19 protein-coding genes, 1 pseudogene and 1 other annotated feature are annotated in these 12,541 nt (G+C 35.0%); of the genes and pseudogenes, 14 read left to right on the top strand and 6 right to left on the bottom strand.

The features are described 5' to 3' along the window. Window positions 1-93: 93 nt before the first annotated feature. Window positions 94-609: a DinB family protein gene (locus BUC25_RS00830; RefSeq protein ID WP_073198770.1), complete on the top strand. Its 516-nt coding sequence runs from the start codon at window positions 94-96 to the stop codon at window positions 607-609. 73 nt (window positions 610-682) lie between these two features. Continuing rightward, window positions 683-1,276 (top strand): hypothetical protein, encoded by a 594-nt coding sequence (locus tag BUC25_RS00825; RefSeq protein WP_073198767.1) that lies wholly within the window; start codon window positions 683-685, stop codon window positions 1,274-1,276. 145 nt (window positions 1,277-1,421) lie between these two features. Here the strand turns inward: BUC25_RS00825 and BUC25_RS00820 are convergent, their stop codons facing one another. After that, window positions 1,422-2,216, bottom strand: a complete 795-nt coding sequence (locus BUC25_RS00820) for a methyltransferase domain-containing protein (protein WP_073198765.1) — start codon at window positions 2,214-2,216, stop codon at window positions 1,422-1,424. Window positions 2,217-2,265: 49 nt separating this feature from the next. Next, window positions 2,266-2,502, bottom strand: a binding site (T-box leader). A gap of 406 nt (window positions 2,503-2,908) precedes the next feature. After that, window positions 2,909-3,370 (bottom strand): DUF3939 domain-containing protein, encoded by a 462-nt coding sequence (locus tag BUC25_RS00815; protein ID WP_244535097.1) that lies wholly within the window; start codon window positions 3,368-3,370, stop codon window positions 2,909-2,911. 183 nt (window positions 3,371-3,553) lie between these two features. Between BUC25_RS00815 and BUC25_RS00810 the strand changes: the two genes are divergently transcribed. The 7 genes and pseudogenes from BUC25_RS00810 (at window position 3,554) to BUC25_RS00795 (ending at window position 6,669) form a co-directional block, all read left to right on the top strand. Next, window positions 3,554-4,087 (top strand): competence protein ComK, encoded by a 534-nt coding sequence (locus BUC25_RS00810; protein WP_073198761.1) that lies wholly within the window; start codon window positions 3,554-3,556, stop codon window positions 4,085-4,087. 155 nt (window positions 4,088-4,242) lie between these two features. After that, a pseudogene (locus tag BUC25_RS18900) lies at window positions 4,243-4,463 on the top strand (IS1595 family transposase); the annotation flags it as partial. 74 nt (window positions 4,464-4,537) lie between these two features. Then, window positions 4,538-4,696, top strand: coding sequence for a hypothetical protein (locus tag BUC25_RS19225; RefSeq protein WP_170862618.1), 159 nt, complete (start codon window positions 4,538-4,540; stop codon window positions 4,694-4,696). Window positions 4,697-4,894: 198 nt separating this feature from the next. Next, window positions 4,895-5,086, top strand: coding sequence for a hypothetical protein (locus BUC25_RS00805; RefSeq protein WP_073198759.1), 192 nt, complete (start codon window positions 4,895-4,897; stop codon window positions 5,084-5,086). Window positions 5,087-5,265: 179 nt separating this feature from the next. Then, window positions 5,266-5,427 (top strand): DUF3221 domain-containing protein, encoded by a 162-nt coding sequence (locus tag BUC25_RS19795; RefSeq protein ID WP_084543300.1) that lies wholly within the window; start codon window positions 5,266-5,268, stop codon window positions 5,425-5,427. Between the two features lie 187 nt (window positions 5,428-5,614). Beyond that, a complete protein-coding gene (locus tag BUC25_RS00800) occupies window positions 5,615-6,427 on the top strand; it encodes a pentapeptide repeat-containing protein (RefSeq protein ID WP_073198757.1) in 813 nt (270 codons plus the stop codon). A gap of 47 nt (window positions 6,428-6,474) precedes the next feature. Then, window positions 6,475-6,669, top strand: a complete 195-nt coding sequence (locus tag BUC25_RS00795) for a DUF6366 family protein (protein WP_073198755.1) — start codon at window positions 6,475-6,477, stop codon at window positions 6,667-6,669. Window positions 6,670-6,819: 150 nt separating this feature from the next. Here the strand turns inward: BUC25_RS00795 and BUC25_RS00790 are convergent, their stop codons facing one another. From BUC25_RS00790 to BUC25_RS00775, 4 genes are all read right to left on the bottom strand, one after another. Beyond that, window positions 6,820-7,056, bottom strand: coding sequence for a hypothetical protein (locus BUC25_RS00790; protein ID WP_073198753.1), 237 nt, complete (start codon window positions 7,054-7,056; stop codon window positions 6,820-6,822). Then, window positions 7,046-7,543, bottom strand: coding sequence for an RNA polymerase sigma factor (locus tag BUC25_RS00785; protein WP_073198751.1), 498 nt, complete (start codon window positions 7,541-7,543; stop codon window positions 7,046-7,048). Before BUC25_RS00785 ends, BUC25_RS00790 begins: the two co-directional genes overlap by 11 nt. Continuing rightward, window positions 7,530-7,901: a hypothetical protein gene (locus BUC25_RS00780; protein ID WP_073198749.1), complete on the bottom strand. Its 372-nt coding sequence runs from the start codon at window positions 7,899-7,901 to the stop codon at window positions 7,530-7,532. Before BUC25_RS00780 ends, BUC25_RS00785 begins: the two co-directional genes overlap by 14 nt. Window positions 7,902-7,978: 77 nt before the next feature. Continuing rightward, complete coding sequence (locus BUC25_RS00775) at window positions 7,979-8,374, bottom strand: YhjD family protein (RefSeq protein WP_073198747.1); 396 nt, start codon at window positions 8,372-8,374, stop codon at window positions 7,979-7,981. A gap of 189 nt (window positions 8,375-8,563) precedes the next feature. On the opposite strand from BUC25_RS00775, the gene BUC25_RS00770 reads away from it, so the two are divergent. The 5 genes from BUC25_RS00770 to BUC25_RS00750 all read left to right on the top strand — a co-directional run bounded on the left by BUC25_RS00770 (window position 8,564) and on the right by BUC25_RS00750 (window position 12,540). Next, window positions 8,564-9,232 (top strand): TVP38/TMEM64 family protein, encoded by a 669-nt coding sequence (locus tag BUC25_RS00770; protein WP_073198746.1) that lies wholly within the window; start codon window positions 8,564-8,566, stop codon window positions 9,230-9,232. Window positions 9,233-9,283: 51 nt separating this feature from the next. Then, window positions 9,284-9,835, top strand: coding sequence for a signal peptidase I (lepB, locus tag BUC25_RS00765; protein ID WP_073198744.1), 552 nt, complete (start codon window positions 9,284-9,286; stop codon window positions 9,833-9,835). 625 nt (window positions 9,836-10,460) lie between these two features. After that, window positions 10,461-11,003 carry a GNAT family N-acetyltransferase gene (locus tag BUC25_RS00760; protein ID WP_073198742.1) on the top strand — a complete coding sequence of 181 codons (543 nt, stop codon included), beginning with the start codon at window positions 10,461-10,463 and terminating at the stop codon, window positions 11,001-11,003. A gap of 26 nt (window positions 11,004-11,029) precedes the next feature. Then, window positions 11,030-11,638 (top strand): transglutaminase-like domain-containing protein, encoded by a 609-nt coding sequence (locus tag BUC25_RS00755; protein ID WP_073198740.1) that lies wholly within the window; start codon window positions 11,030-11,032, stop codon window positions 11,636-11,638. Between the two features lie 68 nt (window positions 11,639-11,706). After that, window positions 11,707-12,540, top strand: coding sequence for a GNAT family N-acetyltransferase (locus tag BUC25_RS00750; protein WP_073198738.1), 834 nt, complete (start codon window positions 11,707-11,709; stop codon window positions 12,538-12,540). Window position 12,541: the final 1 nt, after the last annotated feature.

Raw genomic sequence — 12,541 nt, 5'->3', positions numbered from 1 at the left:
GGAATGGAAAGATTCTAACACTTTCTATTATCGTTGGAGTATCTCATAAAAATTACTAAATACCCTCTCTTACGGAATAAAGGAGGAAGAAAAATGATCTATGACCTAAAAGGTGAAGCAACAATGCAACCAATTGTTGGAATGTTATACTCGGCTGTGAAGGAAAATTATGAGCGTCTTCAGTTAATAACCAAAGATATGTCACAACAGGAAATGGATTATCAAGGACCAAAAGATAATTATAATAGCACTGCTCAATTAATTAACCATATTCTCTGTGTGGACATTCACTGGGTTTACCGGATAAAAGATGAGCCGCTTCCCGTTTCTTTAAAAGCACAATATGAACCGATGTTAGATGCAAATAATAGACTTCCAATGGTGAAGGATAAATCATGGGGAACATTGGTGTCGGAATGTCAAAGCCTATTAGTTATGTTCAACCATATATGTTTAACTCTAACTGACGCTGGTTTAGATAAAGTCGTGCAATTTGGTTTTAATAATGAAAAACAAGCAACTATTCGGTGGGGAATTTGGCATATGGCTGATCATAACCGTTATCATCAAGCACATATTAATCAGCTTAGGAAATGGTATAAGGAATGATAAAAGGTTAAAACAGCTGTCGTATTGATTGACTATTGAAGTGCCAGAAGTATAATTTTCGATGGGGGTTTATATGAATAAGGTTTATTTTAAAATTTATTTGAAAAGACTTTTTATTTTATTAATTGGTGTTTTTCTTCTTTACAGCATATATATACATTTAGAATACAGTGGTTATCTTAAACAGGAACGTGAAGGGAATTATCAATCTTTAAAAATTATTTCTGATAAAGGTAGTAATTTGGCTGACAAACTGGAGGAGTTTGTCTTTATGTCCAGTGCAAGAGAAAATGTAGAGGAGAGTGAGTTAAACAACACGTGGAAAGTTATTAATGGGGAGAGCAAAAGTATTCACTCTTATTTATATACTATTTCAACTGTACATACAGAAGAGGAAGCATCAGATTGGGATTTATTACAATTTAGCTTGTTTCGCGTGGATGACTTCATTGCAGGTAAGACCAATCAATTTCTGGGAGACCGTTCTTATTCGATAACTACTCAAGAAAAGGAAAAAATGAAAGCAATTATTTCAATTTATAGAACTATTAGTGAGGAAACAAAGCAGAATCCTATAAACTTAGAAAATATTTTACGCTCTATAAAAGAAGATATGCTTGTGATAGATGATAATTACCCCGGTATTTTAGAGCGTATGGGTAGATAACAGGATAATCTGCAGGGGGGAGATATATAAAGACCGTCTCTCATAAAAAAAGACTCAGAATTTCCTGAGTCTTTTCAACTTTCATATATTAATGAGGATTTTTACTTTTAAAGCAAAGATATTACTATTGATAATTGATAGCAGTTTATATTTTTCTCCCTTCCACTGCCAACAAATACATTTGTTGTTTCTCTGCTTTTTCTTCTCTCCATTTTTGATACTCAATCGATGCTTCCTCTACAGCTTTCTTATCGATAATGCCATCCGCTAACATTTGTGCCCCCTTGGTCGATACAACTCCAGACCAGATTGAGGTAGCTGTTTCAAATCCTTCCTCATTTCGTTGTACTTTTTCATGTTGAGGGAAAACTTGAATTTGCGTTAGGCCGCTTTTTTCAAACATAGCAGCTAAATGATCTGCAATTGAGTTATCCATTGCGGCATCTGCTCGCCATTCTAAAAACTTCTCATAAAAATAGTGCATAGATGCAGGCACTTCTGGTTGCCAGTTGATTTTCTCATGGTTGTAGTCTAATACAATAACTATCCCACCCGATTTTGCGATTTTCACAAGATTCTCTAAAGCTTGTTCTGGGTGAGCTAGCCATTGTAATACTCTTGCTGAGGTCACGATGTCAAATTGATTTTCATAAGGAAGGTCATAGATGTCTGCTGTTTCAAAAGAAAGCGAAGGTATATCTTGATAACGCTGACGTGCTATTGTGATCAAGTCTATATCATTGTCTATTCCAATTACTTTTCCAGTTGGCCCAACGGCTTCTGCTATTCCTGAAGTAATTGCTCCTGTTCCGCAACCAACATCCAGTACGCTCATTCCTGGTTTTAATAGTTCTGCTAGTCTCCTGTGTGACTGTGTTAAGGAACGTGCATCAATTACAGATGAATCATTCAACTTTGCTCTGCTTTTTGCCTTTTCCATAGATATCCTCCTCTTTATAAATATAAAAAACCCCGCCTCTATATAAAAACATAGAGACGAGGTTTACTCGCGGTACCACTCTAATTGATTAATTACTCATTAATCCAGCTCTATCAGTAGCGAACACTACCTATCCTGATAACGGTGGATGCCGATTCCCCTTACTTTGGTTTTCGGGGAGTAGCTCTTGGACGAGTTCAAAAGGATAATAACTGCCAATTCCCACCAACCATTGGCTCTCTGTTAGTTTACTGATCCTTTTACTATTTCCAATCATAGCTTGAATGTAATTGAATTATTAGAAAAATATCACACCTTGGGAGGTATGTCAATCTCTAGTAAAAAAGAGAATAGCATTTCTATATATTTGTAGAACAACAAGAAAAAAGGCCATCGCTCGGCAAAGCGATAGCCTCATGCTTCAAACACGCAAGGGGGATTTTCTCCCTTGCATACTCCATATTATACTTTCATTATAAATGAAATATGCAAATACAACAAGAAAGATGTGATTAGATGACCATATGGACCATTGTTCTCTCTGTATTAGCTATTGTAATTTCACTCATTTCTTTAGTTATTACTTTAAAAATAGGTGAAATGATAGCACGAAATTTATTTTTCTCCATCGAATACTGTACGCCCTGGCTACTACAACTCTTGGGACTATACCTACGAAATAAGAACAACTATTATTTTGGCTTGATGGTTGTCACTAATTGCTCTTCATCCGTAATATAAAAATCCATTTCAGGTCGTTCATCGATCAATTTTAATTGTTCTAACTTGTGAAAACTTACCTTGCGATAGGGATCGTAATCTATAATTGGTAGTTCTTTCTTTTGGGCGATATAGTTATCTACTGCTCGTTGAACCGTATCAAGTGCATAGGCGATATGTTTATCCTCTTCCTCAAATAAGTCATAGGTTTCTTTTGACATATAGTAGGTTTTGTCAGGTATTGCTTTTAAAATCGGAGCGAGCAATGTGTAATCCAACGATAAATCGTCTTTAACCAGGATCTTAAGGGGAATGTTTGGTGCTAAATCGCGACTATATTCATGAACCGCATATTTTATTTCCTCAAATGATACCTCTTTTACCGGGAATTTTTCCGCTTCTTTTTTCTTCTTTTTAAACCACAAATTTCTCACCACACTTTTGATCAAATTTTAGCAAAAAAGCCATCTCAGTTACCTTTTATAAGAAAATTATATCAAACTTTGCTCAAATTGATAGAAAAACCGTGAAATTTAAGCGATTTCATTCCATTTCATATCCATTTTTATCAAAAGTTGCTACATTTAATTGGAATACTTTATTAGGAGGAATGTGAAATGGTTAAAGTGTTGGAAAAGGTGTATGAGATTAGTCCGAAGACATTGGCTGTAGTTGGGGCAGAGGTTAAAGGAGATTTTTTTACGAGAATTATTGAATATGAGGAAGCGGATGATTACGAAACAACTTGGAGTGCCCAAAAGGTGATGGACACTACCTGTAAAGAATTTGGTATTAGTTTAAGAGGTCTAATCGAAGGTTCTCGAATGCTCAGCGGGATTACTCATAAACCACCAATAGCCATTGATCGGTTAAGCGGCATGTATTTTTTTCCTGTGGAATCACCTTTAAGAAAATCGTGTACGTGGATCGCACATTCTCATGTATTAGAAGTGGAAAAATTAGATAGCCACTTGACGCGTGTCGTTTTCAAAAATGGTCGTGATTTGATATTGGAGATCTCCTATGCAACCATGATTAATCAATTGTATCGAACGGCGCAATATCGTTACTTACTTAGTAACAAAATGGAGCACATACTTGAAGCATCGCAATTTGTAGCAGAAGCGAAATGGCATAAAAAGCACCGATAAATAGCGGAACTTATTTGGAAGCAAGCGTCCGTTTATCCTCTTTGCTATAGAAAGAACTTTTTGTTAAGTGTATTACGAACGATACACCGTGATAAATGTAATTTTAAAGGGGGACAAATCGCATTGTCGATTCGTTCCTTTTTATATTTGGCTATGTCAACAATTATCACAGTAGAAAGAAAGGCCGAATACAGCGTTTTAAAGGTATGGCGACCAAGTATCAGTATCTTGATAATTATCTTGCGTGGTTCCAAGTGCTTGAGAGCACTCAGCACCAAATTAACGAAGTGACAGTAAATAATATGATAATTAAAGGAATCTAATTCTAATTATGGAAACATATGATAAGCTTAGAATGTCTAAGTTTACGAAATAACTATTTTATTGAAACAATTTAAAAAAATATTCAATAAATATGGTTGAATTATAATTTATGAAAGTGGTGAATCTATGACTTTTTGGACTTGGATAGCAATAGCTATTGCATTGATAGGTGGTGTAGTAGCTGCTAATAGTGGAAAGAAAAAGACTGAAAGAAAATATGTTGTCGCACTTATTTGGTTTATTGTAGCAGTAATATTATTTTTTATTTGGTGGTTTACTAGATAACAATATATACCCAGTGGCTCCTTGGAAACACGGAAATTATTTGCGTGTTCTAGGAGTTTTTCTTTTTTCAAAAACAATAATAACCTTTATTTTAAATGGAAATCTTTCTCTTAAAATATGATTAATGGGATTTTATGTTAAAATAACCCTAAGGAAACTTCATTTAAATATTGAACTATATCTAAAGGAGGAGTTTCAGTGAGTACTTTTGCAGCCATCATTATTATTGTATTAGCTGTCTTAGTTGATTATTTTTGGTTGGATTATGATAAAAAAAGATGGGGTTGGATGAAAAAGTGGTCAAAACGTAATAAAGGTTTATTATTTATTGGCTTCATTTTTGCTACTGGCTTAATTTATTTTGGGTTAAGTTTGAGTTATTTTCAGTAATCTTGGAGGCGGTGTTGAATGAGATTCTTATTTTACTGTTGTGCTATTATCATTATAATAATTATACTCATAGGTTGCTCAAATGAAGGATCCTCTTCAGATTCTAATCCAGAAGTGGAAGAAGACAAAATATTAGTTGCGGAAGACATTACTTCTGAAAAATTTGATGAAATAATACTATACAAGAATTAGATGAAGAACGAATCGAACTGATATATTTAAGTGGTGTTAACGGTAATAAATTTAACAAAGGTAACCGTGTGCAGGTTTGGATTGAAGGTGGTATCAACACATCTTACCCTGGTCAAGCCAAAGCGAAAGAGGTAGAAGAGATAAAATGATTTGAGGAGATCGTGTGATTATTGAAACAAACAGATTACTAATAAGAAAATTCGAAATCAAAGATTGAAACTTTGTATATGAATATACATCAGATAGAAAGGTTATGAAATACATTTTAAAAGATGAATGGAAGGCTAAATGTCATCAGCACACCGAGAATACTCCAAGTTAAAGGAAGTGTTTTAAATGATTGAAGATCTAAAATCAGATTGTAAAAATTGCTTTGGATTGTGCTGTGTAGCCTTGCCCTATGGAGAATCCTCAGATTTTCCTTTCAACAAGGCCGGTGGAGAACCATGCCGAAATTTATGTTCAAATAACTTGTGTTCTATCCATGATACATTGAGAGAACATGGGTTTCGCGGCTGTGTATCTTATGAGTGTTTTGGAGCAGGTCAGCACGTTTCCCAGTCTATCTATAATGGTAAAGATTGGCGAGTTGATCCAGATCATGCCGAGGAAATGTTCGCTGTTTTTCCTATTGTACAACAATTACATGAAATGCTATGGTACCTTCATCAGGCACTTGCTTTAAAGGAAACTGAGGCGTTTCAAGCTAGTCTTCTTACAATCTATGAAAAGACTCTTAATTTAACTTCAAAAAAGCCTGAAGAGATTTTAAAAGTTGATGTTGTAGCACATCGAAAAGACGTTAACGAGCTATTAATCAAAACAAGTGAAGTGTATAGAGGCGAGATCAATAAAAGGGGTAAAAGCAATAATATAAAAAAAGAATCGCACTATTTAGGAGCAAACTTGAGTGGTTTAAATTTACAAGGCGAAAATTTTCGCGGAAAACTAATGATAGGGTCAGATTTAAGCCAAAGTGATATGAGAAGAGCAGATTTCATTGGTGCGGACCTTAGAGATGCTGATATAAGCGGTTCGAATCTAACTGAAGCACTTTTTCTAACTCAATCTCAAATTAATTCTGCTATTGGAGACATTCATACACAAATTCCCAGTTATTTAGAAAAGCCAAGCCATTGGTTAAAATAGTAGTAACTTGCGTGAAGTAGTCTGAAATTATAAATGGGAGGGATAGCATGACAAAGGAAAAAGAATCCCCTGAATATAGAAGAGAGAAAATGCGACAAGAAGAATTGAAAAGGAATCCATCAGGCAGTATTCATGGTAGTGGATTACCTGATTTAGTGGGGAGTTTGGGATGGAAGGGAACTGGCATACTGCTTCTTATCATCGTTTTAGCTGTGATTGTTTATTATGTTTTCTTTTATTAAACAGTTAAAAATATGAGCGGGTGTACTTCAGTGGAGAAGAATGAAAGCCACTGCTCTAAAATTGAATGTATAAAGTAAGTTAGCGAGAGTTTTATACTCCCGCTGATTGTTAATGAAAATTTTCAGGAAGTTAGCATCCATTTATCCCACCTACTGGATAAAATATACCGGCAGAGAAAGAATCAGAAGGCTCACCACTGGAACACATGCTATGGCCAAAGGTGTTGCCGTTTTTGGAAACATATCTGCCGGATTTTTTGCTGGTGTATGCACCCAGTTTGCGATTCTTTGTAAGAATGATTTTTTTTGCGGTATCTCAGGTACTTCTACTTCAAATTGATTCAACTGCTGTTTTAATTCTTCTGGAATGTCCTTTCTATTCATCATCCCCCACCTCCAATATCTTCTTAAGTTTATCGAGTGCCGTGTGTAGCCTTGACTTAACGGTACCGAGTGGTATCTGTAAAATCTCCGCGATATCCTTTTGGCTAAAATCATGATAATAATAAAAGATGATAACAGATCGTTGCTCCAAAGGCAGCTTTAGTAACGCTGCTCGTATAGTAATTTTGTCTTCTAGCGGAATGGAGGATTCTTGTTTATTTTCGTATAAAAAAGGTAATAATTTTTGTAACTTGTTTTGTCTCTTCAGCTTATTCATTGTTAGTTGATAAGCGATTCGAAATAAAAAAGTGCGTATATGTGATTTGGTTGAATCAAATTCCGCCTGATACTTCTGATACTTGATAAACGTATCCTGCACAATATCATAGCTCATGTTTTCATCTTGTGTATAACGAAAAATGAAGTGATAGATCTGCTGATGATAAGTAGTAAATAGGTCTTCCAGGTTAGTATCTTCATTCGAATTCATCGGACCACCGCTCTTTAATGCCTTTAAATACATAAGCTAGACGTGAAATAAACCAAATGGAAGAGAGCATAGAGAACATAAAGGCTTGATGAAGGAAAAATTGCACCCAATTATTATCTATTGTTTTCCCGTTTAGTAAACAGACAGCTAATCCCACAATACAGATAAATGCATAGGCGGCACATATAATGGTGATGTAATCCCATCTCGTCCAATAAAAATAAATATCTGTTTTTTTAAAGTCGACTTTCCCTAGTCGATCCTTTACCACTTTCTTATGCAGTGTAGCAATAATTATCGCAAATCCAGTTCCTAATGATATTGCTGTAATTGTACTAATTAACCAACCTAATTGCATGTTTATCATCTCCTTTATTTACTTATACCATTAATGGAGATGAAAGGTTCGATTTATTTGAATAAAAAGTAGCGATGTTATAATTTTACTTCTTCTTGAGAAGAAGATGTTGTTTCAAAAGCATGTGCAAGTAATTCTTCAAAAATGATTTCTACTTTTTTACGAATAGCCGGGTTAAAGTAGTTTCGTTTTTCCTCTTTTCCTTTGCACATAAATAAATAAGAGGTAAAGGAATCATTTTTTTCTAAGGCGACGACTTTTATCTTTTCCTGGTACATCTTTTTTCTTAAGTGACGTCGTTCTTCGGTTGCATTTTTTTCCATTTTTTCTAATAATGCAATATATGGTTCATTAATTTTAAAGGGTGCTAATTGGTTCATTTTTTCTAAATCATGTTTAATAACCGTGAGAGCCATTGATAAAAATAGAAAACGTGATGCTAATTTCCATTCTTGCTCGTTTAAATATCTCATTTTCCATTTCCTCCTCTGAAGGGAACGTTTGTTCTTATTGTATGCGTAAATTTTAAAAAATGCAACAAAATCGTAAAAAAATTTAGTAGAAAATCGAGGATTTATGTGAAAGAATAGGAAAATGAGGGAAAACATATTAAAATAAATATATATCATACTTTTGAGCCAACTGAAGGAGATAAATTCTGTATGATCACATATAATATTAGTAATCTTGACAAAATCGATGTAAATGAAATCAAAGAACTAATCGAAGCAGATGAATATGGACAGTTGATGAATTTCTTATTGCAAAGCTATGAAAGCTTAGGGCCCATACCTGGTTTTTTGCTGCCTTTTATTGAAGCATTTCTGCCATTTTTACCGATTATCGTATTTGTAATGACAAATGCAGCAGCATATGGTTTGTGGGAGGGATTTCTTCTATCATGGGCGGGGGCAAGTACGGGTTCTATCGCCGTGTTTATGTTGGTACGCCGGTTTAGGCATATTCGTTTATTGCGCTGGATTAGCAGAAACAAACAAGTTACCAGAGTAACGAACTGGTTAGAACGTCATGGCTTTGGCCCATTGTTTTTACTACTGTGTTTTCCATTTTCGCCTTCCGCTGTAATTAATTTAGTAGCCGCAATTTCCGGAGTGGGCTTTTATCAATTTGTTTTAGCGGTTTTATTAGGAAAAGGTGTGATGATCTTAACCCTTGCCTCGATTGGAGATAGTATTGTCTCCTTTGCACAAAATCCAGTTAAAACGATTATATTAGCAGTAGCGATCACGATTCTATGGATCGTAGGTAAATATATAGAAAAATACCTGCAAAAAAGAGCGGAAGAAAAAGGTGAGAGTAAAAAGGGTTAAATCTTTCCAAAATGGGGTAAATTAGTAATAAAGAGAGTCCCTTTGGAGGGAATGACTATGCAGAAAAAAAGAATCTGGTCGATTGTAAGAATTGTTGTCTTTGCTTTGTTACTTGCCGTGTTTTTTCGTTCTTATTTATTTGCAAGTTATGTGGTAAATGGCAAATCGATGGAACCAACACTGCATGATGGAAATTTATTAATGGTTAATAAAATGGTATATGACTTAAAAGCAATCGATCGTTTTGATGTAATCGTTTTTCATGCCAATCAAAAAGAGGATTATGTAAAAAGAGTAATTGGTCAGCCAGGCGACCATATAGCCTATAAAGATGATGTGTTATATATCAATGGAGAAGCTGTTGAAGAATCTTACTTAGAACAGTATCGTATTCCAGGAGAAATATTAACAGAAGACTTTACTTTGGAAGAAATAACAGGTGAGAAGACAGTACCTGAAGGAAAATTATTTGTTCTTGGCGATAATCGAACAAAAAGTTATGATAGCAGAGAAATTGGATTTGTAGATCAAGAGACCGTAGTTGGAAAAGTAGATATTCGTTACTGGCCAATGTCCGAGATTAATTTTCAATTTATAAACTAAAATAAGGAAAGCGCTTAAAAATCATCTGTAGATCTTATCAATAGATTTGTGGATGGTTTTTTAATTTGGGAAAAACAGTTATTTTTGGAAGGGATTTGTGCTATTCTATAATAGAGTAAAGTATTCAAATGTGATACGAATATCTAATGACGAAAGATAAGGAAATAAGCGAATTTCTGGATATATATTACTAAATCCACTAGCTGTACTAAAAAGCTTGTCGAAAAACTCAGATAAGCAGGAATAATTGATATAATAAACTTTACAATAGATCGACTTCATATGAGGGGTGGCGTACCGACGAACCTTCTTTGGATTTCTCCAAGAAGGGAGGTGACGCCTATGGATATAGAAAACGTATTAACACTAATGATTGCTTTTGGCATGTTGGTTGCGTTTATTATGTCCGATAAAAACCGAAAAAAATAACCCCTCATGTGCTTGACCGGCCGTGGGGGTTACTTTTTCCTTAACGCGCCACCCCTCTTATTGGGGTTCGGTTTGTTGTAACCGTAGATGGTAAAACATCTACGGTTTTTAATATAATATGCTTTTCTTATTAATAGTATACCATGAATGAAAGGAAATTCCACTAATATCTAACTAAGGTTTAAGGGGTGTTCATATGTTCCAACATAAAATCGATGAAGAGGTAGCTTTGAAACTAATCGACTTAAAAGACGCTGAGGCAGTATTTAAGTTAACAGATCAATCAAGAGAATATTTGCGAGAATGGCTGCCATGGGTAGACAAGACAATCAAAGTAGAGAATACCGAAGAATTTATCCGCGAATCCTTAAAAGACTATGTAGAGGGTAAGAGCCTCACCACTTTTATTCTGTATCAAGGAAAGCTAGCAGGCGCAGCGAGTTATAACAAAATCGACTGGCAAAATAAAATTGTCTACATTGGATATTGGCTTGGTAAAGATTATCAGGGAAAAGGAATCATGACGAGAGTTGCAAGAGGATTAACAGAGTACGCCTTTACTGAAATGCAATTTAATAAAGTCGTCATTGAAGCAGCAACAGAAAATAAAAAAAGCAGATCGATCCCTGAACGACTCGGATTCACTGAGGAAGGATGTATAAGGCAAGCGGAATGGATCCATGATCATTATGTAGATCATATCTTTTACGGAATGTTAGCCGATGAATGGAAGGAATAAAATCAAGTTAAAGGGAGCTGGAGAAATTGAAATTAGTTTGTGAAACAGAGCAGCTTAAAGATTATTTAAATGAGTTAGAAGAAGTAAATTATTCTGATCCACTTATTCAACAGAAAGCAACAGAGCTATTTGACTCTCAACAAACAGAGCTAGAAAAAGCGAAAGTAGCATTTGAATTTGTACGTGATGAGATTGATCATTCATGGGATATCCAGAGTGAACGCGTTACTTGCAATGCATCAGAGGTATTAGAAAAAAAAGAAGGTATCTGTTATGCAAAATCAAATCTTCTGGCAGCTCTCCTGCGTTCTCAGGGTATTCCAACAGGTTTTAGTTATCAACGATTAGTGTTATTTGATAAACCAGAAGACGGATACAGTATTCACGCATTGAATGCGGTATATTTGTCTACACTCGATAAATGGATTCGGCTAGATACAAGAGGAAATAAAGAAGGCGTAGATGCTCAATTTTCGTTAAATCAAGAAAAACTGGCTTTTTCGATTAATGAAGCACTAGGTGAGAAAGATTACCCCACGATTTATTCAAAACCACATCCGCAAACAATCTCAGTCTTAAAAGCCCATAGTAATACACTGGACATGTATAAGAATAACTTACCAGACGATTTATAAAATGTTTGCAGTAAAATAAAATGCTCCTAAATTAACTGGCAGAAATATCACTGAAGGTGGGGAAAGTTATGATCACGGAATTAAAAAAGAACGATTTTCACAAGTGTGTAGCATTAGTAAATGAAGAGGGACATATGGAAGTGGAGGCTGTCATAGAAGGAAATAACCCTGGTCGTATTTTTGTAGACAATCTAGAGTATCCAGATGCCGCTTTGTTGTGGCTTGGAAATAATGATGGTTTTTTCTTAATGGGGAACGAACAGAACAAGGTATTTTTGAAGCATCTTGATCGATTCATCGAAGAGGTAATTTTTCCAGATGCAAGAAAGCAAGGGTTAGCGGATATTGAAATCATGGGTCATCATCCGAAATGGGATCCAGTCATTGAAAAGCTATTTAAGAATCGAAAACGAAAATTAGAGAGTGGAAACCAATTCGTATTTCACTTTTTACCAACAAATGACTTGAGGGAAGAACCTATATTAGAACAAGTCTATCAAACTAGAAAGATAAACAAAGCACTTTATAATAATGAAAACAACGAGATTGAGAATGTGGACTTTTTACGAAGCAATATTAAAGAATATTGGTCTTCACCTGACGATTTTTTTGAAAAAGGACTGGGCTATTGTATCATTCATAACGGGCAAATCGTAAGTTTTTGCTTTGCTGGATTTGTTGCTGGAGATCTTCAATGTATCAACATAGAAACGTTAAAAGAGCATCAAGGAAAAAAACTGGCTCAAAAAGTAGCACATCATTTTGTGAAAGAGTGTCAGAAGAGAGGAATGCTACCTTATTGGGATTGCATGGAAGTGAATCACCCATCTGCTGCAGTTGCAGAAAGAGTAGGCTTTACAAAGGTATTTGAGTATAAAGTATATGAATTCCCTATTGCTTAGT

This window comes from Gracilibacillus kekensis (genome assembly GCF_900143085.1).
Taxonomy (GTDB): Bacteria; Bacillota; Bacilli; order Bacillales; family Amphibacillaceae; genus Gracilibacillus; species Gracilibacillus kekensis.
The sequence above is the reverse complement of the archived record's forward strand: the minus strand, read 5'-3'. Positions and strand labels throughout refer to the sequence as shown.